This is a genomic window from Bradyrhizobium sp. USDA 4461 (assembly GCF_054055655.1).
This window is the reverse complement of sequence record NZ_JBSRXM010000001.1, coordinates 7812261-7835334: the sequence shown is the minus strand read 5'-3', so window position 1 is coordinate 7835334 and position 23074 is coordinate 7812261. Positions and strand designations below refer to the sequence as shown.

The window sequence follows — 23074 nt, the reverse complement described above, 5'->3', positions numbered from 1 at the left end:
GGAGAGAGCAGCGCGGCAGCGCTACTCCGCCGCCTCGCTATGGCCGAGCCGGGCGTTGAGCTTGTGGATCAGCTCCTCGGCAGCCTCCGAGATCACGGTGCCCGGCGGGAAGATCGCCTCCGCGCCTGAGGCGTAGAGCGCATCGTAATCCTGCGGCGGCACCACGCCGCCGATGATGATCATGATGTCCTCGCGGCCATGCTTCTTCAGCGCGGCCTTCAATTCCGGCACCGCGGTGAGATGCGCTGCGGCGAGCGAGGAGACGCCGAGAATGTGGACGTCGTTCTCGACCGCTTGCCGCGCGGCCTCGTCGGCGGTCGCGAACAGCGGCCCGATATCGACGTCGAAGCCGACATCGGCGAAGGCGGATGCGATCACCTTCTGGCCGCGGTCATGGCCGTCCTGGCCGATCTTTGCGACCAGGATGCGCGGGCGGCGGCCTTCGGCCTCCTCGAACGCATCGATCAGCGCCTGCACCTTCTCGACCTTGTTGGACATCGCCGCTGCCTCTCGCTTGTAGACGCCGGTGATGGACTTGATCTCGGCGCGGTGGCGGCCGAACACTTTTTCCATCGCGTCCGAAATCTCGCCGACGGTGGCCTTGGCGCGCGCCGCGTCGATCGCCAGCGCCAGCAGATTGCCGTTGCCTTCGCCGGCCGAGCGGGTCAGCGCGGCCAGCGCCGCATCGACGTCGGCCTGGTTACGCTCCTTCTTGAGCCGCGCCAGCTTGTCGATCTGCAACCGCCGCACGGTGGAGTTCTCCACCTTCAGGACGTCGATCGGCTTCTCGTTCTCCGGCTTGAACTTGTTGACGCCGATCACCGCCTGGCGGCCGGCATCGATCCGCGCCTGGGTCTTGGCGGAGGCTTCCTCGATCCTGAGTTTCGGCACGCCGGCCTCGATCGCCTTGGCCATGCCGCCGAGTTCCTCGACCTCCTGGATGTGACCCCAGGCCTTCTTGGCGAGATCCTGGGTCAGCCGCTCGACATAATATGAGCCGCCCCAGGGATCGATGATGCGGTTGGTGCCGCTCTCCTGTTGCAGGAACAATTGCGTGTTGCGGGCGATGCGCGCCGAGAAGTCGGTCGGCAGCGCCAGGGCCTCGTCGAGTGCATTGGTGTGCAGCGACTGGGTGTGGCCCTGGGTGGCCGCCATCGCCTCGATCGTGGTGCGCATCACGTTGTTGAACACGTCCTGCGCGGTCAGCGACCAGCCCGAGGTCTGACAGTGCGTGCGCAGGCTGAGCGAGCGCGGATCCTTGGGGTTGAACTGCTTCAAGAGCTTGGCCCACAGTAGCCGCGCCGCGCGCATCTTGGCGACTTCCATGAAGAAGTTCATGCCGATCGCCCAGAAGAAGGAGAGCCGCGGAGCAAAGCGGTCGACGTCGAGGCCCGCGGCCAAGCCCGCGCGCAGATATTCGACGCCGTCGGCCAGCGTATAGGCGAGCTCGAGGTCCTGCGTCGCGCCGGCCTCCTGCATGTGGTAGCCGGAAATAGAGATGGAGTTGTATTTCGGCATCCGCTGCGAGGTGTAGGCGAAGATGTCGGAGATGATCCGCATCGACGGGCTAGGTGGATAGATGTAGGTGTTGCGCACCATGAATTCTTTCAGAATGTCGTTCTGAATGGTCCCCGACAGTTTTTCCGGCGGCACGCCCTGTTCCTCGGCGGCGGCGACGAACAGCGCGAGGATCGGCAGCACCGCGCCGTTCATGGTCATCGACACGCTCATCTGGTCGAGCGGGATGCCGGCGAACAGCGTGCGCATGTCGTAGATGGAATCGATCGCGACCCCGGCCATGCCGACGTCGCCGGACACGCGCGGATGATCCGAGTCGTAGCCGCGGTGGGTGGCAAGATCGAACGCGACCGACAGGCCCTTCTGCCCCGCCGCGAGGTTGCGGCGATAGAAGGCGTTGGAATCCTCCGCCGTGGAGAACCCGGCATATTGCCGGATGGTCCAGGGCTGATTGACATACATCGTCGGGTAGGGGCCGCGCAGATAGGGCGCGATGCCGGGCCAGGTCTCGAGGAAATCGATGCCTTTGAGATCGGCTTCGCCATAGATGGACTTCACCGGAATGCCCTCGGGCGTCAGCCACGGCTCCGCGCTCCCAGCGGGCGCCGCGACGGCGACGGGCTGGAAGGCGACATCGGCGAAATTGGGAATGCGGGTCATTCCTGGGCTTCCTTAGTCATGGTCCGGATGCTGATGGCTGACGATGGTCGCCATCTTGTCCGGGCCGTAATTCTGCATCGTGGTCTGGCTCGGCAAATTGGCGATGCCGACCACCCAGCCCTGGCGGGATTCGGTTCCGAATTGCTGCGTCGGGATCACCCGGTCGGGCCGGTCGAAGGCGCCGGTCATGATCTCGATGCGCGGACCGTCGATCCGACGGAAGCTGAGCGGCGTGCCGCAGGCGGCGCAGAAGTCGCGCTCGGCGATCGAGGAGGATTTGAACGCCGCCGGCTTGCCGCGGGTCCAGGCGAAATCCTCCTTGTTGATGTCGGCGAACGAGGCGAACGGCGCACCGGAGGCCTTCTGGCACATCCGGCAGTGGCAGATGCTGACCCGGTTCGGCGCCGCGGACACCGCAAAGCGCACGGCGCCGCACTGGCAGCCGCCGGTCAGAACGGGTTTCGCTGGTGCCTCTGCCGTCATGTCTGCTCCATCCGCCGATAGGCGTCGCGCAATGTCGCCAGCGCGTCACCGCCGGCGAAGACGAACTCACCGATGCCGGCCGCCCGCAGCGCCGCTTCCTGGTCGCCGGGCCGCCCTGCCAGATAGATATGCCTTGCTCCGGCGCCGTGAAGGGCCTTGGCGGCCTCAGCGGCACTGGCGGCATAGACCTTGTCCGAGGAACAAATGCACGCCATCGCGGCGCCGGAGGCCTTGAAGGCCGCGGCGAGCGCCGCCGGATCGGCAAAGCCCTCGCTGTCGACCGCCTCGATCCCGCCAGTCTCGAAGAAGCTCTTTGCGAAGGTGGCGCGGGCCGTGAAATCCGCCGGCGTGCCGAGATTGGCGAGGAAGATTTTCGGCCGCGCGCCATGGGCCTTCAGCGCGGCGTCCGATTTGTCGCGGAGCGACTCGAACGGCTCGGCGAGCCGCATCGGCGCCAGTGCGTCGAACCTGATCTTGGCGTCGGCCGTGGACACCGGCGCCGACGGTTTCACGTTCAACACTGCAGGGACGTCTTCGTGCAGGTTGGGGAATTCGCTGGCGCCGGTCAGGATGTCGCGGCGCTTGGCGACATTGGCTTCGCGCTGCGCCCGCGTTGCGGCGACCTTCTGCTGGATAAGCCCGTGTTCGAGGGCCGGGAAAATGCCGCCGGCCTTCTCGATCCCCTGGAACAACGTCCACGCTGCCTCGCAGAGCTGCGCGGTCAGCGTCTCGATGCCGCCGGCACCGGCCGCCGGATCGGAGACCTTCGCGAGATTGGACTCGTCGAGCAGTACGAGTTGCGTATTGCGCGCCACGCGCCGGGCGAAATCATCCGGCAGGCCGAGCGCCAGCGTGTGCGGCAGCACGGTGATCGCATTGGCGCCGCCGAGCCCGGCGGCAAAGGTCGCAATCGTCGCGCGCAGCATGTTCACATTGGGGTCGCGCTGGGTCAGCATCCGCCAGGCGGTCTGCGCGTTGACGAAGATCGGCTTCGGCACAAGACCGCAGGCTTGTTCGATCCGCGCCCACAGGCGGCGCAGCGCGCGGAATTTCGCCATGGTCAGGAACTGGTCGGCGTCGGCGCTGAGCCGGAACGAGATGGCTGCGCGCGCCGCATCGAGGTCGAGACCTGATGCTTCCAGCATGCGCAGATAGGCGAGGCCGAGCGCCAGCGTGAAGGCGAGCTCCTGCACCTCGGATCCGCCGGCATCATGCACCGGCCGGCCGTCGGCCAGCACGAACGGTCCCTTGAAACCGCGCTTGATCAGGCCGTTGACGACCTGGCCGAACGGCTTTTCGTAATTGGGCCAGGCGATGGCGGCGGCGCCGCGCACCGCCATGGTGCTGAGCGCCTGGTAATTGAAATGCAGGTCGAGCTTGGCCGGATCGAGCTTGCGGGCCTCGACCATGTCGGCAAACGTCTCGCCGGCATTCTCGCGTCCGATCACAGGGTTGAGCGCGATCATGATGCCGGCATCGAGATGGACGCCGCCGCAGGCCCGCGCCAGCGTCTTCTTGCTGGCGTCGGCGAGACCGAAGCCGCGCGTACCGGGACCGCCTGCGAACTCGAATTCGAGGCCGGTCGCGCCGTTCTCGAGGTCGTGCAACGCCTGCGCATTGGCCTGCGCGGCATCGGGATGATCGACCCGCTGCAGGATCTGCCAGGGGGTTGCAGCGGCACGGCCGGCAAGCGGGCCAGCGTTGGCGGCGCGGCGGTAGATCGGATCGATCCTCAGGCCATCATAGGTCTTGCCGACCAGCTTCTCGAACGGGGCGCCCTTCAGCACGCCGTCGACCAGCTTGCGCCAGTCGTCATAGGTCGCGGCGGCAAAATCCGAAGCCAGAGGCAAATCGTCAGTCGAGGTCGTCATCCGCCCAAATCGTCCTTCATCGGCCCCGCGAGAGGTCCCTTGATTTGGGCGGAAATTGCCACGGGCGGGCGGCCAAGCCAAACTTTTGTTTGCGGCCGATCGGCTTTAATCGAGGTCCGCAAGGCGGAAAATACCGTCAGTCGAGACCCCGGCCAGCGCATCGGCGACGCGGCGTCCCGCGATGACGCGTTCGGGAACGATCTCGGCCAGCGGCACCAGCACGAAGGCGCGTTCGAACCAACGCGGATGCGGCAGCGTCAGTTCCGGTTTCTCGAGTGTGACGTCGTCATAGGCGATCAAATCGAGGTCGAGGGTGCGCGGGCCCCAGCGCTGCTCGTTCTTGCGGTCGCGACCGAATTTGCTTTCGATCTTGTGCATCGTGAACAGCAGCGCGTGCGGATCGAGGCTGGTGTCGATCTCGATGCAGGCATTGATGAAGCTGTCCTGCTGCTGGTCGCCCCAGGGCGGCGTCGAGTAATCCGACGAGCGTGCCAGGAGCGCTGCCTGCGTCATGCCGCAGATGTTGGCGATCGCCTTGCGAAACGTCGTGCGGACGTCGCCGACATTGCCGCCGAGTGCGATCAGGACGTCGGCCATCGGTTCAACTGTGGGGCAGCGGATGCCGCGAGCGGGTCAGCACCACGCCGACATCGTCGAAGATCGCTGCGATTGGCGCGTGCGGCTTGTGCACGGTGACCTTGACCGCCCTGACGCGCGGGAAGCTCGCCAGGATGTCCTCGGCCACCGCGCCGGCGGCGCGCTCCAGCAGCTTGTAATTGGTGTTCTTGAACGCCGACGTCGCGGTCGCCACCACGTTGGAATAGGACACCGTGTCGGAGAGGCGGTCGGTGCGCGAGGATTCCGAGAGGTCGGTATAGAGCTCGAGGTCGATGACGAAGCGCTGCCCGACTTCGGTCTCATGTTCCATCACGCCATGGCGGGCATGGATGACGATCCCGGTGATGAAGATCGTGTCGGTCATTGCTGTCCCTCGATTGCCGCGGCCACCCGCAGCGCCTGAACGGTTTCGGCGACGTCATGCGCGCGGATGATGCGGGCGCCATGCTGTGCGGCGATCAGATGCGCCGCGAGCGAGCCGCCGATCCGCTGTTGCGGTTCCGACGGCACGACCGTGCTGATGAAGCGCTTGCGCGAGGCGCCGACCAGCACCGGCAGGCGGAACGCGTCGAGTTCGGCGAGCCGCGCCAGCGCGATCATGCTCTGCTCCGCTGTCTTGCCGAAGCCGATGCCGGGATCGAGCACGATCCGGTCGGGCGCAATGCCGGCGCTTGCGGCGATCGCGAGCGAGCGTTCGAAGAAGGCCGTGATGTCCTGCATGATGTCGATAGCGGGATCGGCGCTTTCGCGATTGTGCATGACGATCACGGGCACGCCGCGGGCGGCGACGACGGCCGCCATGCCGGCATCGCGCTGCAAGCCCCAGACGTCGTTGGCGATCACAGCGCCCTGGTCGAGCGCCCAGGCCACGACCTCGGATTTCATGCTGTCGATCGAGACCGGCACGCCGAGCGCGATCACCTCGGCCAGCACAGGCTTCAGCCGCGCCAGTTCATCGTCGGCCGTGACCGGCTGTGAGCCATAGGGGCGGGTCGATTCCGCGCCGATGTCGATGATGTCGACGCCGTCGGCCACCAGTCTGCGGGCCTGCGCCAGCGCCTGTTCGGGCGCGATGAACTTGCCGCCATCGGAGAACGAGTCCGGCGTGACGTTCAGGATGCCCATCACCGCCGGATAAGGCCGCGACAGCAAGGCCGGCAGCAGCGCAGCTCCGGCCGGGCCGGCCACCGCCGATGCTATGGGCTTGGTCGCCATCATGCGGTGGCTTTGCGCTGACGGCAGCGCCAAGTCAAGGTGTCGCGATGACGGCTGGCGCCGGCGGCCGCTTTTCCGGTTAAGACTGGCTAATAGGTGAGCTAATAGGTGATTTTTGGAGGCAGCTTGCGTGCCTCTTCAATCAGCAATTCGACCGATTTCTCCGACGGCATTACGCGGACCAGTTTACGCCGCACGTTGGCGTCCTTCATGCTCTGCGCCAGCCGCGACGGGTTGCGGTGGGCAAGCTCGCGCACGGTGGTGACGCCGGCGGCGCGAACCAGCCCGACCTTCGCCTTGCCCATGCCGGGAATCCGCATGTAGTCGGAGATGTTGGCCCATTCGAGCAGTTGCTGTTCGCTGATCCCGGTCTTGGCGGCGAGCGCCTTGCGTCCCCTAACGGTGCGAGCGGCTTCAAGCAGCGCGTCGGTCGTGCGGATTCCCTGCGATTTCAGTTTGGTGGCGCAATAGGCGGACAGGCCTTCGATCTCGGAGAGTGGGTATGTCATGATACTCGTATGCAGGTAGAAGGGAGCGCACGTGCAACGGCGTCGAGAGGAGGGGCTTCAGGCGAACTGGCTGAGGCCCGGTGTCCCCGAGATGATCTCGCCCATTTGATCCGCTCCGATTTTGTCGCGGCCGAACCTGAAAAGCTCACGCGCGACGTTCTGAATCTCACTCATGCTCAGGCCAAGCGCCATCAGCCGGGTGCCGACAGCCATCAGGCCGCCGCCCATCAACCGCGACAGTCCACCGCTGTTGTTGGAAGCGGCGATCGCCGCTTCGGCGCCGGGGATTTGATCGATCAGAGCCTGGACCTTGTCGGAAGGTCCCTCGTTACGGAGGAAACCCAGAACGATGCCGACGGTTTTTTCAGCGACAGCGCCATCGATGCCGGCCTTTGCGGCCAGCTGCCCAAACCAATTCGTCCATCTTGCCCCGCCTCAACCGGACTTTGCCGGATCGTTCTTGGAGATTTATCTTGAGCGCCTGTGTCACGAAATACAAGCGATCCGCGCATTTCAGTTCGTATTCTTTTTCGATCGCGTCGTGACTGTGGCCTCGCTGCAAGAGTGAGCGGCGGATTCACACCATCTTGTCGCAATGCGCAATGCCTTTCGTCACTTTGCCGGGAATAAAATCTGAGGAACTGCTGGCGCGACGATAGACGACGGCATCCGCTGACGGTTTCAATCGACCCACAACATGCAATATGATGGCTTGGGTTCATGACGGCATGGGTTCGTATCTCGAACCGGGTTCGAGCTTCGAACCCGGTGTGATGATCGAAACGATCTAAATTTTCGTGAAGAGGCGAAGCGATGGCGACCTCCGACAACAAGTCGGCCGATACCGGCGAGAAGATTTTTATCGGCAAGGGCGAGGAGACAGCCTGGCTGACGCTGGCACTTGCCAATCGGCATGGCCTCGTCACCGGCGCGACCGGAACCGGCAAGACCGTCTCGCTTCAAGTGATGGCCGAAGGGTTCGCGCGCGCCGGCGTTCCGGTTTTCGCAGCCGACATCAAGGGTGATCTCTCCGGTATCTCCGAGGTCGGCGAGGCCAAGGACTTTATCGTGAAGCGGGCTCAGCAAATGGGCTTGACCTTCCAGCCCGATCAGTTCTCGACCGTATTCTGGGATGTGTTCGGCGAGCAGGGCCATCCGGTGCGTGCCACCGTCACCGAGATGGGACCGCTGCTGCTCGCGCGGATGCTCGATCTGAACGACGTGCAGGAGGGCGTGCTCAATGTCGCCTTCCGCGTCGCCGACGAGAATGGCCTGACGCTGATCGACATGAAGGATCTGCGCGCGCTGCTGGATGCGATCGCGCCCGACGGCAGCAAGAAGGCCGCCGACGACGGCGAGGATCCGCTGGCGCCGATCCGCAAGGCCGCGCAGAGCTACGGCAACGTGTCCAAGGCGACGGTCGGAACGATCCAGCGCCAGCTGCTGGTGCTCGAGAACCAGGGTGGCGCGAAATTCTTCGGCGAGCCGGCGCTGACGCTGAAGGATTTCATGCGCACCGACCGCGACGGCCGCGGCGTGGTTAATATCCTGGTCGCCGACAAGCTGATGCAGAGCCCGCGGCTCTACGCCACGTTCCTGCTCTGGATGCTCTCGGAGCTGTTCGAGGAACTGCCGGAGGCCGGCGACCTGCCGAAGCCCAAGCTGGTGTTCTTCTTCGACGAGGCGCATCTGCTGTTCACCGATGCGCCGAAGGCGCTGATGGACAAGATCGAGCAGGTGGTGCGGTTGATCCGCTCCAAGGGCGTCGGCGTCTATTTCGTCACCCAGAATCCGATCGACGTGCCGGACAAGGTGCTGGCGCAGCTCGGCAACCGCGTCCAGCACGCACTGCGCGCCTTCACGCCGCGCGACCAGAAGGCGGTCGCAGCTGCAGCGCAGACCTTCCGGCCCAATCCGAAGCTCGACACCGCGCGGGTGATCATGGAGCTCGGCAAGGGCGAGGCGCTGGTGTCGTTCCTCGAGGGTGGCGGCACGCCGTCGATGGTCGAGCGCATCATGGTGCGGCCGCCGTCGGCGCGGATCGGGCCGATCACGCCGGAGGAGCGCAAGGCGATCATGGATGCGAGCCCGGTGAAGGGCAAATACGACACCGCGATCGACGCGGAATCCGCCTACGAGATGATCCAGAAGCGGCTTGCCGGTGCCGCGGCGCCGGCCGATGGCTCAGGGGGCGAAGGCGGCGGCATCCTCGGCCACATCGGGGCCATCGCCGCCACGATCTTCGGCACCAACGTCAAGCGCGGCCGGCTCTCGACCGGGCAGGTGATCGCGCGCAACGTCACGCGCTCGGTGACCGACAAGGTGGTCGGCGGCGTGGTGGCCGATCTCGGCAAGTCCGTCGGTGGATCGGTCGGCGGATCGATCGGCCGCGCATTGGTGCGCGGCGCGCTCGGCGGAATCCTGCGCAGGTAGCATCGCGACGATCCGAGCCGAACGGGCAACCGGCTTTGCCTCCGGCGGCCGGCGCGCTACAACGGCGGCAACGTCCAAGCAATAGGATCCAAGCGATGTCCAATGCCAAGCTGCAGCCGGTCCTCGACCGCATCGATGCCGATTTCGACAACAGCCTCGAGCGGCTGTTCACGCTGCTGCGGATCAAATCGATCTCGGCCGATCCGGCCTTTGCCAATGACTGCAAGGCGGCTGCCGATCATCTCGCCAAGGATATCGCGACCCTCGGCTTCAAGACCGAGGTGCGCCCGACCGCCGGTCATCCGGCCGTGGTCGGCAAGCTGAACGGTGCGACCGACGGGCGGCCGCATGTGCTGTTCTACGGCCACTACGACGTGCAGCCGGTCGATCCCCTGAATCTCTGGCATCGGCCGCCGTTCGAGCCTGTAGTGACCGACCATGCCGACGGCCGCAAGATCATCGTCGCGCGCGGCGCCGAGGACGACAAGGGACAGTTGATGACCTTCGTCGAGGCGTGCCGCGCCTGGAAGAGCGTGACGGGATCGCTGCCGGTCGACATCACCATCGTCATCGAGGGCGAGGAGGAGATCGGCTCGAAGAATTTCGTGCCGTTCCTCGAGGCCAACAAGGCCGAGCTCAAGGCCGACTTCGCACTGGTCTGCGACACCGGCATGTGGGACCCCAACACGCCGGCGATCACTACCTCGCTGCGCGGCCTGGTCTATGACGAGGTCAAGATCAAGGCCGCCAACCGCGACCTGCATTCCGGCGTGTTCGGCGGCGGCGCGCAGAACCCGATCCGCGTGCTGACGCGGATTCTCGGCGGCCTGCATGACGACAACGGCCACATCACCATCCCCGGTTTCTATGACGGCGTGAAGGATCTGCCGCCGGACATCCTGGCGCAGTGGAAGCAACTCAACCTGACGCCGGACAGCTTCCTCAAGCCGATCGGGCTGTCGGTGCCGGCCGGCGAAAAGGATCGGCTCCTGATCGAGCAGGTCTCCTCGCGCCCGACTTGCGACATCAACGGCATCGTCGGCGGCTACACCGGCGAGGGCTCCAAGACCGTGATCGCCGCCGAGGCCTCGGCGAAGGTCTCGTTCCGCCTGGTCGAGGGACAGGATCCCGAGAAGATCCGAAAAGCGTTCCGCGACTATGTGACGGCGCGCCTGCCGGCCGACTGCAAGGCCGAGTTCATCGATCATTCCGGTGCGCCGGCGATCGCGCTCGACTGGAACATGAAGCCGCTGGCGGCGGCCCGCCGCGCGCTGACCGACGAATGGGGCAAGGAGGCGCTGCTGATCGGCTCCGGCGCGTCGATTCCGATCGTCGCCGACTTCAAGCGCACACTCGGCCTCGACAGCGTGCTGATCGGCTTCGGCCTCGACGACGACAACATCCATTCGCCGAACGAGAAGTACGACCTCAAGAGCTACCACAAGGGAATCCGCTCCTGGGCGCGGATTCTGGCGGCGTTCGCCGAGGCGAAATAAGCAAGACGCGAATACGCTCGAAAGCGACCGAGTAGCCCGGATGAAGCGCAGCGAAATCCGGGACGGTCGATCCGCGGATGCGTCACCCCGGATTGCGCTCCGCTCCATCCGGGCTACGAAGACACAACTACACGTGAAAACGCCGCCCGGGATTGGGCGGCGTTTTGATTCAGGTCGTGCAGAGGGTGTTGGCGGACAGCCTATCCGAAGATTGCGAAATTTTCAATCACGGTAGCCGGGATTGACTCGGTCGAGCTTGCGCAGCAGCGGCGGCCAGACCAGCTGGGTCGAGCGCAGCTCGGCGCGGTCCGGGTTGGAGAGCAGCTCGGTGTTCTTGTCGATGGCGAGCTGGTCGACCGGGTAGGCGATCGGGCCGAGCGCGCGGGTCGCCACCTGCATCGAGCAGGCGCGCTCCAGATGGTACATCCGCTCGAAGGCGGAGGCGACCGAGCGGCCGACCGTCAACGTGCCGTGATTGCGCAGCAGCATGTGGTTCTTGGTGCCGAGATCGCGCTGCAGGCGCGGCCGCTCGTCGTGATCGAGCGCGATGCCCTCATAGTCGTGATAGGCGAGGTCGTGGGTGACGAGCTGCGCGGTCTGGTTCAGCGGCAGCAGCCCCTCGGGGCCGCTCGACACCGCGGTGCCGTCGACCGTGTGCAAATGGAGCACGCAGCCGGCATCCTCGCGCACCTCGTGGATCGCCGAATGGATGGTGAAGCCGGCCGGGTTGATGCTGTACTCGCTCTCAGAAAGCTGATTGCCGTCGAGATCGACCTTGACCAGGCTCGACGCGGTGATCTCGTCGAACATCAGCCCGTAGGGGTTGATCAGGAAGTGATGCTCCGGCCCCGGCACGCGCGCGGAAATGTGGGTGTCGACCAGATCGTCCCAACCATAGAGCGCGACCAGCCGGTAGCAGGCGGCGAGGTTGATCCGCTGCTCCCACTCCGCTGCACTCGTGTTCGATGGCACTTCCTTCAGACGCGCTTCCGCTGGCGACATGGCGATTTCTCCATTGATCGTTGTTGCTTGATTCAAGCGTAGCGCCGCTTCCGGAGCGCAGCAAGGCAGCGTAACGGCGTGACAGTCATGTCGGCATGCGGCCCACGATCCGAACCGCGATCGTCGGTGGGCAGCCGCGCGATGGTTGTTCTGTGGGTGGCGCTACGGCGCCGGGATCGCCAGCAGGCTCGAGATGCTGCGGCCGCGGATGTCGTAGACGCGGGCGAACACCACGTCGTCGCGCTTGATCTCGACCATCACGGGCGCGGCCAGGCCCTTGCAGTAGAACTCGCCGAGCGTCATCGCGAAGTCGGCGGCGTTGCTGTCCCAGCCGATCGTGAAATCGGGCCCGAGCGCGACCTGCGCGGGGCGCTGCGGTCCGCACACCGCGACCTTCCATTTGCGGTGCTGCGGCGGCACTTCCTGCCGCTCCGCCAGCTGCTCGCGCAGCCCGTCGGAAGCCTGCTTCAGCGCCAGTCCCCAATAGTCCAGCATGAAGAAATTGTCGGCGGTCCGCACCGTGCCGGCGATGTGGTTGAAGTGCGTGTATTGATACGGATGCAGGCGGATCATCTCGCTGAGCGGCAGCAGCAGGCCGAAGGCGAACACCGCGAGCGCCGCAGGCTGCCAGGCGCGGCGGTTCTCGCCGAGCCAGTCCATGCCGCGGGCGAAGGCGACGCCGGCGAGCACCGCCATCGGCGGGATCACGAAGATGAAGTGGCGGATGCCGTTATAGAGCGCCGGCCGCTTCACCATCGCGATCACCAGCGGCAGCGTCGCGGCGAGCGTCAGCAGCAGCATGATCGACTTGCGCTTCGCGGTCACGTCATTGCGCGACAGCGACGTGAAGGTGACGACGACGGCTGCGGTGAGCAGCACCAGCAGCACCTCGGGAAGCTGCAGCGCGAACAGCGTGGGCAGATAGGACCATGGCATGTCCGGCACCGACACCAGTGCGCCGTCGAACATCTCCTTCCACGGCTTCTCGAAGAAGTGCGAGAAGTAGGTCACCGCTTCCAGCGGATGCCCGGGCTCCATGATCGACCACGGCCAGATCAGGCCCATCACGAGATAGCCGAGCACCAGCCCCGGCAGCAGCACGTAGACGACATGGGCAAAGCGGTGGGTCGCCTCGCGCGCGCCCTGCTTGCGGAATTCCTCGATGAACAGCGGGATGAAGCCGACCACGGCGTAGATCAATGCGAGCCCGCCCAGCACGCGGCAGCCGATCGACAGGCCGGCCCCCAGGCCCACGATCAGGATCGTGCGCGGCGAGGGCGCCGGGTATTGCTCGATCAGGCGGACGAGACCCAGGATCAGCACGATCATCGCCACGGCGAACGGCGCATCCTTCGGGTTCATGAACATGTGGCCGTAGAAGGTCGGGCACAGCGCCAGCAGCAGCAGCGCAGCCAGTCCCGCCAGCGGGCCGCCGACGCGGCGCGCCAGACGCCAGGTGACGGCAAGGCCGATGACGCCGACGATCGCGCCGAGCAGGCGGCGCGTCTCGAACAGTTCGAGCGGAATGACCTTGTGCAGCAGGGCCGCGGCCATATCGAAGCCGCCGCCGTACATATAGAGGTTGGCAAACGACAGCGCGCCGGTGTCCTTGAAGCCGGAGCCGTACATGCGCAGCAGCAGGTCGGCATATTCGGCGTGGGTGTAATCGTCCCAGCCGAGACCGTAATCGCGGAATGTGAGGCCGGCGACCACGGCGACCACGCCGAGGACGAGGAATGCGAGATCGTCGCAGGTCTTCTCCGCCGAGCGCCGTGCAGGCGCCTCGAAGGCAGACGTCGTAATCGATGACATGGCTAGTGGTACCGGCGTGCCTGTGGCCCAGATTGGCGCTTTAGGGCCTCATTCCCCGGCATCCATAGCGCAGTTCCGTTTCCGAGTAATTGGTAATTGTGGCGTAATTTCCCAGATGCGTTGCAATAAATTGGCAGCAATTCGTAGCCAGTAGATCTACGGGAGCGGCGCCAAACGCGGTCGTGGCGATCGCCGTCGCGTGCCGCATCACGGCCCATTAAGCGGGATTTTAGGGAACTTGCTCTACAATTGGCGGTTGGCGGTGTGGATAATATGACGGTATCGTGGCATAGGCGGCCCGGGCCGATTTTCGGTTGGGTCTTCCGGGGGTTAGTTCGATGAAGGTTGGTCTGTTGGTCGTCGGCGCCGGCCTGGTTGTGGCAGGCTTGGCGGCGGTCGGCTTTGGAATCCCCTACAAGGAATTCAGTGTCGGCAGCACGTTGATCACGACGGGCGTGACTGGCGTGTGCACCGGCGCGATCGTTCTGGCCCTTGCCGCCGTCCTTGGCGAGCTCCAGGCCATGGGCGGACGGCTCGACGCGGTTGTTGCCGTGGGTCTGCGGTCCGGCGGTCCATCGCCGTCTGCAACTTCCCCGCGCAACGCTGCCGACGATTCGGTGTTCCCACCGTCGCCCGAGCCGAAGGTCGCGGCGGCTCCGCCATCCGCGCCGCCGCCCTGGCACGACGAAATCGCCCCGCGCGGCGCGTCGGGCGAGGTGCCGCCGCCCGTGCCGGGCGCAACGGCTGCTGACGGTGAAGCAGCGCTGCCCAAGCGGCGCAATCTGATGTTCTCATCCTCGCGGAAGGACCGGACCCAGACGCGTGGCACCGAACCGTTGACGCCGGACCTGCTGTCGCCGGAGCTGCGTCCGAATCCGGCCGCTGCGGCCGAGCCTGCCCCGGCGACGTTCGACGATGCCTGGCCGAAGGCCGACCGCCCGCGATCGGTCGATGTCGCGCCGCGGCGCACGCCGCGGCCGTCAACCCTCGGCGAGACCCAGCCGCCCGCCGCCTCTCCGTCATCGGGCCATCCGCCGCCGCCCCAGGAGCAGCCGCCGGTGACCGTGCTCAAATCGGGCGTGGTGGACGGCATGGCCTATTCGCTCTATTCGGACGGATCGATCGAAGCGCAGATGCCGGAAGGCATGATGCGGTTTGCCTCGATCGACGAGCTCAGGTCGCATCTGGAACAAAGGCCGTAAATCTGCGGCAATACTTGTGCCCGGTCGGCGCGAAGCCGGAAACATCGCGGTTCTTGTCAGGTTTGCTGCAATCCGCTCATATTCGCGAAGTAGTGCGCGATTCCATTAATGTATTGCTGCACGTGGATACTGTCCGGTGGGCGCCGGGCCGTCGGAACCACGGGGAAGGTTGAGCCATGTCCGATATGTCAGGCAAAACGCCGGTCGAGCTGACCGCAAACATCGTCTCGGCCTATCTCAGCAACAATCCGACGCCGGCCTCGGATATTCCGAACCTGATCAGCCAGGTCCACGCCGCCTTGCTGCGGGTGTCGAGCGGACGCGCTGACGCGCCAAGCGAGCCGGCCAAGCCCGCGGTGTCGATGAAGAAGTCGATCACGCCGGAATATCTGGTCTGCCTCGAGGACGGCAAGCGCTTCAAATCGCTCAAGCGCCATCTGCGCACCCAGTACAACATGACGCCGGAGCAGTATCGCGACAAATGGGGGCTGCCGGCCGACTATCCGATGGTGGCGCCGAACTACGCGGTGGCGCGGTCGCAGCTCGCCAAGAAAATGGGGCTCGGCCAGCAGGCCAGGAAGCGGAAGTAAGCGGCGCTAGGCGGCGGAGGCCAGCGCCTCGCGCGCATCGTTGCGGATGCGGTCGACCATCGAGCGCAGGCCGTTGGAGCGCTGCGGCGTCAGATGGTCGCGGAAGCCGAATTCGTCGAACAACGCCAGCGCATCGGTATCGAGGATCTGCTTCGGCGTATGCCCGGAAAACAGCGTCAGCACGATCGCGACCAGGCCGCGCACGATGTGCGCGTCGCTGTCGCCGAGATAGATCAGCCGCGGCTCGCCATTGCCGTCGCGCGCGATGCGCTTCGACAGCCAGACCTGGCTGACGCAGCCTTGCACCTTGTTCTCGGCCGAGTGCTCCGCCTCCGAGAGCGGCTCCAGCGTGCGGCCGAGCTCGATGACATAGCGGTAGCGGTCATCCCACTCGTCCAGCAGCGCAAAATTGTCCCGGATTTCGTCGATCGTCGTCATCGTGGCCCGCGTCCTATTCTCAACGGCTTATATAGGAAGCCGCGCTGCGAAAGCGACGAAAATGGAACCGGTTCCCGGTTGTTTTGACGCGTTTTCTTCACGCGAGCCGGCGGCCATCCCGCATCCAGTGAAGACAGGCCCCGCTCGAAAACACGCCGGCTTGCCTCACGGCGTCGGCGGCAGGCGGAATTCGATGCTCTGATCGTCAGCGGTCAGCGTGTCGCGGGATGCGGCCATGGCCAGATCGGTATCGTCCTTGCCGATCGAGCCCGTGTGGTCCGGCGGCTTCTTGTCGGTGATGATCTGGTACAGCTTGCGCGCCCCGTCGGTCGCGCGCTGGCCGATCGCGGTCGCGGCCTGACCGCCGACCTCGCAGGCGGACGGCTGACGCTTGCAGAACTGACCCATGTCGTTGATCGTCGCGGTCGCGGCCGACACCGCATCCGAGGCGCTGATCTGCGGCGTCTTGTCCGCTTCAGGAGTTTTGTCTCTCGGCAGCAGCACGAGCACGAGCCCGAGCCAGAATGCCAAACGCAACAGGAAGAACATGGCGCGATCCCGGTCGTCTGTCTTGTCTTTTGCTTCTTGCGCGGTGGAAGCCGCGATTGGCCTTGAGGGTTAGCATCGGTCGATAAACCGGACGTATCCGCATTGAAGTAAATCCGTCCAAAAATCGCGGAAAACCCGCCTGACTTGATTCGCCGTAAATTTTCGATTGATGGCGGCTTGAGGCGGCCGGATGCGCGGAATCCGCCGCGTCCACCATTTCGAAACCATAGATCATCGCATCCGGAAACCAGCCGTTCACCATCCCCGACAAATGAGCGGTGAATGGCGGCGTCGAAGCCTCCCAATGCACGGTGTTTGGCAGCAGGCCACCCCGCCTTAGCGTTCGCTTAAGTTCGCTCTGACACGTTGACCTGCAATCACGAAGGAGGCGTTCCGGCGCGTCTAACTGACGATTGAGCCGAAGCGCGAGTGCTGTGAGTAGTTTGAGTCTGATCCGCGATTGCCTGGATGCGCTGCTGCATCCGTCGGCGCAGTATGATGCGCTGACGCGTGCGCGCCATCGCGCCTTCATGGCGCCGCGGCTGCTTGGCAGCCTGGCGGCGCTGGCTTCGTTCCCTGCCTTTCTGGCGATGCGCGGCGCGCCGACGGCGATCGAGGTTGCGGCGTTCGCCTGGCTGATCGCGCCGATCCTGCTGTCCTGGTTCCTGTCGCGCACCGGCCGCTATGAGGGCGCGCACGTGCTGTCGTCGCTGGCGCTCGCCGGCCTCGTGATGCTGATCGCGGCCTCCACCGGCGGCATCGCCTCGTTCGCGGCGGTGTGGCTCGTCGTGATTCCGATCGAGGCTGCGCTGTCGGCGTCGCGTCGCGTGGTCGCCTTTGCCTTTGCGCTGGCGATGATCTGCGCCGCCTTGCTCAGCGTGCTCGGCCATTACCACGTGCTGCCGCTGGTCGATCCCGCGGTTGTGTCGAACAGTACGCTGGCCGGCTTCGGCGTCGTGTCGGCGATCTTCTATGCCGCCGGGCTGGCTTTCGGCGCGGAGTCGCTGGCGCGGACCAGCGTGGCGTTGTTGTATGTCGAGGAAGAGCGCTACCGGCTGCTCGCCCACAACATGAGCGACGTGTTGTCGCGGCACAGCCGCAACGGCGCGGTGCGCTTCATTTCGCCTGCGGCCGAGATCATGCTCGGCATGCCGGCCTCGCGGCTGTCCGGCCATGGCCTGTTCGACCGCGTTCATGTCGCCGATCGCCCGGCCTATCTCACGGCGCTGTCGGATGCGGCGCGCGGCGAGTCCCGCAGCGTCGAGTTCCGCGTGCGCCGCGACGGTGCGCGCGGCGAGGCTGCCGCCGAATTCATCTGGGTCGAGATGCGCTGCCGTGCGCTCGACCAGACCGCCGCCGATGCCGAGGTCGTCGCCGTGATGCGCGACGTGACCGATCGCAAGCTCCAGGAGCAGGCGCTCGAGCAGGCGCGCAACGCGGCCGAGCAGGCCGACGCCTCGAAGACGCGCTTTCTTGCCACCATGAGCCACGAGCTGCGCACCCCGCTCAATGCCATCATCGGCTTCTCCGAGATGATCGCGCAGGAGGATGTGCTCGGGCTCGATGCGGCGCGCCGCAAGGAATATGCCCAGCTCATCAACGATTCCGGCCAGCATCTGTTGTCCGTCGTCAACGGCATCCTGGACATGTCGAAGATGGAGTCGGGCAATTTCGAGATTTCGCCGGAGCCGTTTGCGCCGCGGCCGGCGCTGCTCAATTGCTGCAACCTGGTGGCGCTGAAGGCGCGCGAGAGCGGCGTCGACCTCGTCACCCGCGTGCCCGACGATCTTCCGATTTTGAACGGCGATCCGCGCGCGTTCAAGCAGATCGTTCTCAATCTGGTTTCCAACGCCATCAAGTTCACCGAGCGCGGCGGCAAGGTCACCGTGTCGGCCGGCGTCGAGGGATCGCGGCTGCTGCTGCGTGTCTCGGACACCGGCGTCGGCATTGCCGCCGACGACCTCAAGCGGATCGGCGATCCGTTCTTCCAGGCCGGCAAGACCTATCAGCGCCGCCACGAGGGCACCGGCCTTGGCCTGTCCATCGTGAAGGGGCTGGTCGGCCTGCACCACGGCGACATCAATGTGGAGAGCAAGGTGGGCGAGGGCACCATCGTGTCGGTCGCGCTGCCGCTGGCGTTCATCCCGCCGGCCGCGGTCGAGCCGTCCAGCAATGTCTCGACCTTGAAGCCCGCGCTGCGATCCGGACTGCAAGAGCAAACCCATCAGGTGAAGAAGAGTGCCTAGACAGACTTTGGATGACGACGAAACGCCGCGCCGTCGGCGCGGCGCCAAGGCAATGGCCGTCGCGGCCGGGGACGAACGCGGCCTCGTGCTGCGTTTGCTGCTGCACAGTCCGAAGGACTTGATCGCCGGCGTGCTGGCCCTGTCTGCCATCGTCGCGATCCTGATCAATGCGCTGTTCCTGCAGGCTGGTCGTCATCCGTCGCCGATGTTCGGCGGCTCGGTGGTAACGCTGCCGCCTCCGGCGGTCGCGGCCACCAATCCGATGCCGCGCCCGCGCCCGGCCGAGGCGGCTGCCCGCTCGGCCGAGCCGGCTGCGATGGAGCCGTCCAAGCCGGTCGATGTGAAGCCGGTGGAGACCAGGTCGGTCGAAGCCAAACCGGAACCCAAGCCGGTTGAAGCCAAGCCGGCCGACCCGATAGCGAATCTGGTGGCGAAGTCGGCCGCAACGCCGCCGGCCGCCGCCGCACCGTCTCCGGCCGCCCCGCCGTCCAGCGTCATTCGTCCGCCGGCGCCGATCCCGACCGCGCATCTGAGCCCGGCCGGCAAGCGCATCGCCGCGGTCCAGCGGACGTTGACGGAGTATGGCTACGGCCAGCTCAAGCCGACCGGCACGATCGGTGCCGATACCCAGCACGCGATCGCAAAGTTCGAGCGCGCGCGGAAATTGCCGGTGACGGGGCAGATGTCTGATCGTCTCGTGCGCGAACTCGGCGCGATGATCGGGCACGCAATCGAGTAGGATCTATTTGGGCCGGGCTTGAAGCCCGGCCATTTCACACCTGACGCATCAGAGTGTCGTCAGACCGCTTCGCCCAGCAGTACGTCTCTGACCTCATCCGAGAACGGTTTCCTGCGGCCGGCCACCAGCACCCATTCCGGATCGTCGCGATCGGCAATGCCGCGCGGCATGCCGTGATCGAGCAGGGCCTGCGCGCAGCCGACCCAATCGCCGCCTTCGACCGGCTCGTTGCAGGAGGCCCAGGACAGGCTTCCGGAGGCGTTGTCGCCAAAGCCATGCTGTTCGGTCCACTCTGCACCGTGCTCGAGCAGGAAGCGCGTCAGCCTGGCATTGCCGCGGAACACCGCATGATTGAGCGCCGAGGCATCCCAATCGCCGCCGCGCACGGTGATCGGCCAGCCAAGCCTGACCATCAGCCGCACCGCATCGTCATCGCCGACTGCGGCGAGCTCGGGAAGCAACCGCAACTGCTGCGCTGAGAGCGAGCCCGGAAGATCGGGCCGCGCGATCTGGATCCGCCGCGCTTCGCTCTCGTTGCCGCTGCTGCATGCCGCGACGAACCGCTCGTCATCGCCGAGCGTCTCGTCACCGGTCCGCTCGCGCAGGAGCGCGGCAACCTCGGTCAGGCCGAATTGCAGCGCGAACCGGTAGGCGCTGAGACCACCAGGTGTCGAGATGCGCGGATCCGCGCCGGCGTCGAGCAAGGTCGCGATGCACGTCGGCGACCGCCGCCGCCGGATCGCCCACATCAGCGGCGATCCGCAATCCGTCAGCGGCGCGTTACCGGCGGGCTCGTTCGGATTGGCGCCGTGCCGCAGCAGCAATTGGAGCGCTGGCAGATTCTCGTCGTCGAGCACCTTGTACATCGCATTGGTGCCGGCGATCCGCGCGCCATGCTCGAGCAGCAGGGCTGTCGTGACAGAGCCTTCGAGCGAGTGGTAGAGCGATTCATTGTCGTTCGGATTGGCGCCCGCTTCGAGCAACAGTTTTGTCAGCGCAAGATCGTGGTTGCGCCCGGCGGCGCCATAGAGCGCCGACAGCGGATTGCTGTCATCGGGCGCGTCGAGCGTTCCGGGCGGCCAGCGGCTGCCGATATGCTGGTCGGGGTCGGCGCCGGCGTGCAGCAGCAGGCGCGCGCAGCGATGCAGCCGCGGTTGATAGTCCGGAAGCTGCAGCAGGCTGGAATGCGTGACCGCGACGAGCGGCGGCAGTTTGAGTGGACCGCCGGGACGGTTGACCCATACGGGATCGTTGGCCGCGGTACGCCGCAGCGTCTCCTCGTCGCCAATAGCGCAGGCGAGATAGGGATCATCGGCCACGAGGTCGGGATACTCGCTGAGCATCCGCGCCGCTACGCGCGGATGCGCGCGATCGCTGGTGCCGCTGACATCTGCGGCATAGAGCAGCTGCAGCCAGCGGCGCACGCGCTCGTCCCGGCTTTTGCCGGGCGGCGATTGGGCCTCGACATAGCGGCGCAGGTCCGGCCACGAGGCGAAGCCGAGATCGCGCGCCACGCAGGACTGCGCGTCGTGCAGCCGCAGACCAAGTGCTGCGATCTGCGCGTCGCTGCGGTCGGCGGCCGCCGGAAGCGACTGCCGGAAACGGGCGTAGGCCTCCGGCGCCTGTCGCCGGTAAAGGCGGATGAGCTCCTTGGCCTGCTTCTTCAGATGTTCGAGATTCAATCGCGCGGGCGATCGGTTCATGGCAACCTCCGTGCATCACCGCCGATGGTCCACAAAACCGGCTGCACAAAGGCTTGGTTGGCCGCGTATTCGATGCAAGTGGGTTCGACCCTTCCCGTGGACCCGGGCGCGGCTTGCACCGCAGATGCGAGGATATGGGCGGCGCTTCTATCGGTCAACCCGCCACTGCGTGACGGCATCTGTGACGATTGGACGTGGCCGCGCCGCTGGCCTATAGGTCGGCGCATGCGATTGAAAACCAGCATTTGGGTCGCGGCGTATCTGCGCCGCTGCCAGACCGAGGGCGTGTTCGGCGCAGTCCGCAAGAAGGGCGCCGAAGAGGCTGGCGCCGTGTTCGTGAAGGTGGCGCTGATGGACGGCAATGCGATGCTGTATGCGCCGGCGCCGCAGACGGTCTATGACGACAGCCGTCCGGTCGAGCGGCTGTTCGTGCCGACGGCGCCGCAGCCGGTGTCGGAGCCGTCAGTCGAGGAGCGGTTGACCAAGGAACTCCGCTTCGATCCCGACGCCTGGATCGTCGAAACCGAAGATCGCGCCGGGCGGCACTTCCTCGATCTGGCGAAGAGCTAGCTGCCGGATTTCTGGTTGCGGATGGCGGGCGCGTTGCCGGGCTGCACCGCCGATCGCGTCTGCGAAGATGCCGCGCGGACGTGATGGCGCTCGTCGTCATAGAGCGACGAGCGATACTTGTTGCGGGCCACCGCCATGGTCGAGCCGCGCCACGCCGCCAGCATCACCAGCGCCGAGCGCTCGCTGAGACGATCGTAGAGCCGCGACAGGCGGTAGACATAGTTGACCGACGAGCCGGCTTCCGGATTGAGGAACATCAGGATCCGCTGGAACGCGGCACTCGACACCTCAAGCGCCCGCATCGCGCAGGCAAGCGGCTCGCCGCCGGGATCGCTGACGACATCGGCGGCGATCCGCGACGGCAGGATCAATGCCTCGCCGAGCTCGCGGGTAAAGTTGTCGACGTCCTCGGCAAACGCCGCCATCTCCAGGATATGGATCGCGCGCGCGGCGCGGACGGCCGGAATCCGCGCCGCGGCCTTCAGCGGCGTCTCCTGCAGATTGTGCAGGATCTGCGCGCGCTCCTTCGCGTTGGCGGCAAAGAACATGTCGGAGATCTCGGCGGCATCGTTCGGCCGCATCGCAAGGCTCGCGGCCATCCGCAGTTCGGCCTCGGTCGGGATCCTGGCCGGCAGCGCGGATGGCGCGGGCGGGGCAATCGGCGCGGCGGCCGGCTCCGGCTGGCCGGGTTCGGCGCGGCGCAGCCCGAGCTTGTCCATGATCCTGGCGGGCGTTGCCGGATAGATCGCAAGCCGCGCACGGACCGCGGCGCGGGTGGCGTCGTCGACCTCATCGATCAGGCGCGATGTCAGCTCGACGAACTGGCGTTCCTCGTCGGCGGAATGCGCGCTCGCCTGCACATAGAGGTCGGTCAGGACGCGCAGCAGCGTCGGGCGGATGTCGACGCCCTCGCGGCGGGAGAGGGTCATCAGCCCATCGAAACCAGGAAATAACGGAGCTGCGCTCATCTCGGGCGTACGCGACTTGCCAGTAAGACTCGGTCTGAAAACCTTGTGGCGGCGAGCCTACGCAGGCTGTTTTAAGACGCAGTTAAGGAAAACAAGCCGTGAAGCCAAACGCTCGCATTTGCCCGTGTCCATTAAGGCACAGCGCCATATCCGTAACCGTCCGTATCGGCAGTTTAAGATGTCATTAACCATGCCCGTTCTTAACTCGGCCTGCGCGAGGCAAATCATGTCCGTGCGGGGCCAGAGAGAACGGAACATGGGCACCATCGTTGAGTTTCCGGCGGATGCGGCTGCACGGCGGCCGAGTGTTGTCGGTGCTGCCGGCGAAGGCATGGGGACCGTGCTGATCCTTCCCGTCGTCCGGATCGAGCGAACGACGGAGGAGACCGGCGGTGGTCGCGGGCCGGAGCAGGGCACTGCGCAGGGCCGTCGTCGCCGACGCCGCTCCTGAT

The 23074-nt window shown here is 65.8% G+C and carries 21 protein-coding genes and 1 pseudogene; 8 read left to right on the top strand and 14 right to left on the bottom strand.

Going from position 1 to position 23074, the window contains the following annotated elements; genetic code table 11:
• Positions 1-21 precede the first annotated feature (21 nt).
• The 8 genes and pseudogenes from scpA to ACVINW_RS36770 form a co-directional block, all read right to left on the bottom strand.
• Positions 22-2178, bottom strand: a complete 2157-nt coding sequence (gene scpA, locus ACVINW_RS36805) for a methylmalonyl-CoA mutase (protein ID WP_456755814.1) — start codon at positions 2176-2178, stop codon at positions 22-24.
• 12 nt (positions 2179-2190) lie between these two features.
• Positions 2191-2661, bottom strand: coding sequence for a GFA family protein (locus ACVINW_RS36800; RefSeq protein WP_456755813.1), 471 nt, complete (start codon positions 2659-2661; stop codon positions 2191-2193).
• On the bottom strand, positions 2658-4532 hold the full coding sequence (locus ACVINW_RS36795) for a methylmalonyl-CoA mutase family protein (RefSeq protein ID WP_456755812.1): 1875 nt from the start codon (positions 4530-4532) through the stop codon (positions 2658-2660). Before ACVINW_RS36795 ends, ACVINW_RS36800 begins: the two co-directional genes overlap by 4 nt.
• Positions 4533-4637: 105 nt before the next feature.
• Positions 4638-5129 carry a 2-amino-4-hydroxy-6-hydroxymethyldihydropteridine diphosphokinase gene (gene folK, locus ACVINW_RS36790; protein ID WP_456755811.1) on the bottom strand — a complete coding sequence of 164 codons (492 nt, stop codon included), beginning with the start codon at positions 5127-5129 and terminating at the stop codon, positions 4638-4640.
• A 4-nt stretch (positions 5130-5133) separates the two neighbouring features.
• On the bottom strand, positions 5134-5514 hold the full coding sequence (gene folB, locus ACVINW_RS36785) for a dihydroneopterin aldolase (RefSeq protein ID WP_456755810.1): 381 nt from the start codon (positions 5512-5514) through the stop codon (positions 5134-5136).
• Entirely contained in the window at positions 5511-6368 is an 858-nt protein-coding gene (gene folP, locus ACVINW_RS36780) for a dihydropteroate synthase (protein ID WP_456755809.1), read from the bottom strand. The genes folB and folP overlap by 4 nt, the downstream gene beginning before the upstream one ends.
• A gap of 98 nt (positions 6369-6466) precedes the next feature.
• A complete protein-coding gene (locus ACVINW_RS36775; protein WP_456755808.1) occupies positions 6467-6874 on the bottom strand; it encodes a DUF4332 domain-containing protein in 408 nt (135 codons plus the stop codon).
• A 57-nt stretch (positions 6875-6931) separates the two neighbouring features.
• Positions 6932-7298 (bottom strand): annotated as a pseudogene (locus ACVINW_RS36770) (DUF2267 domain-containing protein).
• Positions 7299-7687: 389 nt separating this feature from the next.
• Here ACVINW_RS36770 and ACVINW_RS36765 point away from each other — a divergent pair.
• Both ACVINW_RS36765 and ACVINW_RS36760 read left to right on the top strand, forming a co-directional pair.
• Complete coding sequence (locus tag ACVINW_RS36765) at positions 7688-9307, top strand: helicase HerA-like domain-containing protein (protein ID WP_456755807.1); 1620 nt, start codon at positions 7688-7690, stop codon at positions 9305-9307.
• Between the two features lie 95 nt (positions 9308-9402).
• A complete protein-coding gene (locus tag ACVINW_RS36760; protein WP_456755806.1) occupies positions 9403-10803 on the top strand; it encodes a M20/M25/M40 family metallo-hydrolase in 1401 nt (466 codons plus the stop codon).
• A 222-nt stretch (positions 10804-11025) separates the two neighbouring features.
• Here the strand turns inward: ACVINW_RS36760 and ACVINW_RS36755 are convergent, their stop codons facing one another.
• A complete protein-coding gene (locus ACVINW_RS36755; protein ID WP_456755805.1) occupies positions 11026-11805 on the bottom strand; it encodes a class II aldolase/adducin family protein in 780 nt (259 codons plus the stop codon).
• 162 nt (positions 11806-11967) lie between these two features.
• Positions 11968-13617, bottom strand: coding sequence for a glycosyltransferase family 39 protein (locus tag ACVINW_RS36750; RefSeq protein WP_456755804.1), 1650 nt, complete (start codon positions 13615-13617; stop codon positions 11968-11970).
• A gap of 338 nt (positions 13618-13955) precedes the next feature.
• Here ACVINW_RS36750 and ACVINW_RS36745 point away from each other — a divergent pair, with 338 nt between their 5' ends.
• Positions 13956-14819 carry a DUF308 domain-containing protein gene (locus ACVINW_RS36745; protein WP_456755803.1) on the top strand — a complete coding sequence of 288 codons (864 nt, stop codon included), beginning with the start codon at positions 13956-13958 and terminating at the stop codon, positions 14817-14819.
• A 176-nt stretch (positions 14820-14995) separates the two neighbouring features.
• On the top strand, positions 14996-15409 hold the full coding sequence (locus tag ACVINW_RS36740; protein ID WP_456755802.1) for a MucR family transcriptional regulator: 414 nt from the start codon (positions 14996-14998) through the stop codon (positions 15407-15409).
• Positions 15410-15415: 6 nt separating this feature from the next.
• On the opposite strand, the gene ACVINW_RS36735 is transcribed toward ACVINW_RS36740, so the two are convergent.
• Positions 15416-15847, bottom strand: coding sequence for a SufE family protein (locus tag ACVINW_RS36735; protein ID WP_456755801.1), 432 nt, complete (start codon positions 15845-15847; stop codon positions 15416-15418).
• A 165-nt stretch (positions 15848-16012) separates the two neighbouring features.
• Positions 16013-16396, bottom strand: coding sequence for a DUF5330 domain-containing protein (locus ACVINW_RS36730; RefSeq protein ID WP_456755800.1), 384 nt, complete (start codon positions 16394-16396; stop codon positions 16013-16015).
• A 434-nt stretch (positions 16397-16830) separates the two neighbouring features.
• Between ACVINW_RS36730 and ACVINW_RS36725 the strand changes: the two genes are divergently transcribed.
• Positions 16831-18642, top strand: coding sequence for a PAS domain-containing sensor histidine kinase (locus tag ACVINW_RS36725; protein ID WP_456755799.1), 1812 nt, complete (start codon positions 16831-16833; stop codon positions 18640-18642).
• Positions 18635-19381, top strand: a complete 747-nt coding sequence (locus tag ACVINW_RS36720; RefSeq protein WP_456755798.1) for a peptidoglycan-binding domain-containing protein — start codon at positions 18635-18637, stop codon at positions 19379-19381. Before ACVINW_RS36725 ends, ACVINW_RS36720 begins: the two co-directional genes overlap by 8 nt.
• Before the next feature lie 59 nt (positions 19382-19440).
• Here ACVINW_RS36720 and ACVINW_RS36715 read toward each other — a convergent pair whose 3' ends face one another.
• A complete protein-coding gene (locus ACVINW_RS36715) occupies positions 19441-21084 on the bottom strand; it encodes an ankyrin repeat domain-containing protein (protein WP_456755797.1) in 1644 nt (547 codons plus the stop codon).
• A gap of 225 nt (positions 21085-21309) precedes the next feature.
• Here ACVINW_RS36715 and ACVINW_RS36710 point away from each other — a divergent pair, with 225 nt between their 5' ends.
• Positions 21310-21654, top strand: coding sequence for a DUF1491 family protein (locus tag ACVINW_RS36710; RefSeq protein WP_074131034.1), 345 nt, complete (start codon positions 21310-21312; stop codon positions 21652-21654).
• On the opposite strand, the gene ACVINW_RS36705 is transcribed toward ACVINW_RS36710, so the two are convergent.
• Entirely contained in the window at positions 21651-22583 is a 933-nt protein-coding gene (locus ACVINW_RS36705; protein WP_456755796.1) for a DUF2336 domain-containing protein, read from the bottom strand. The two genes, ACVINW_RS36710 and ACVINW_RS36705, sit on opposite strands and share 4 nt — an antisense overlap.
• 295 nt (positions 22584-22878) lie before the next feature.
• Here ACVINW_RS36705 and ACVINW_RS36700 point away from each other — a divergent pair, with 295 nt between their 5' ends.
• The gene (locus ACVINW_RS36700) at positions 22879-23073 is read left to right on the top strand and encodes a hypothetical protein (RefSeq protein ID WP_212018878.1); all 195 of its coding nucleotides are present in this window, start codon (positions 22879-22881) and stop codon (positions 23071-23073) included.
• The last annotated feature ends 1 nt before the right edge of the window (position 23074 follow it).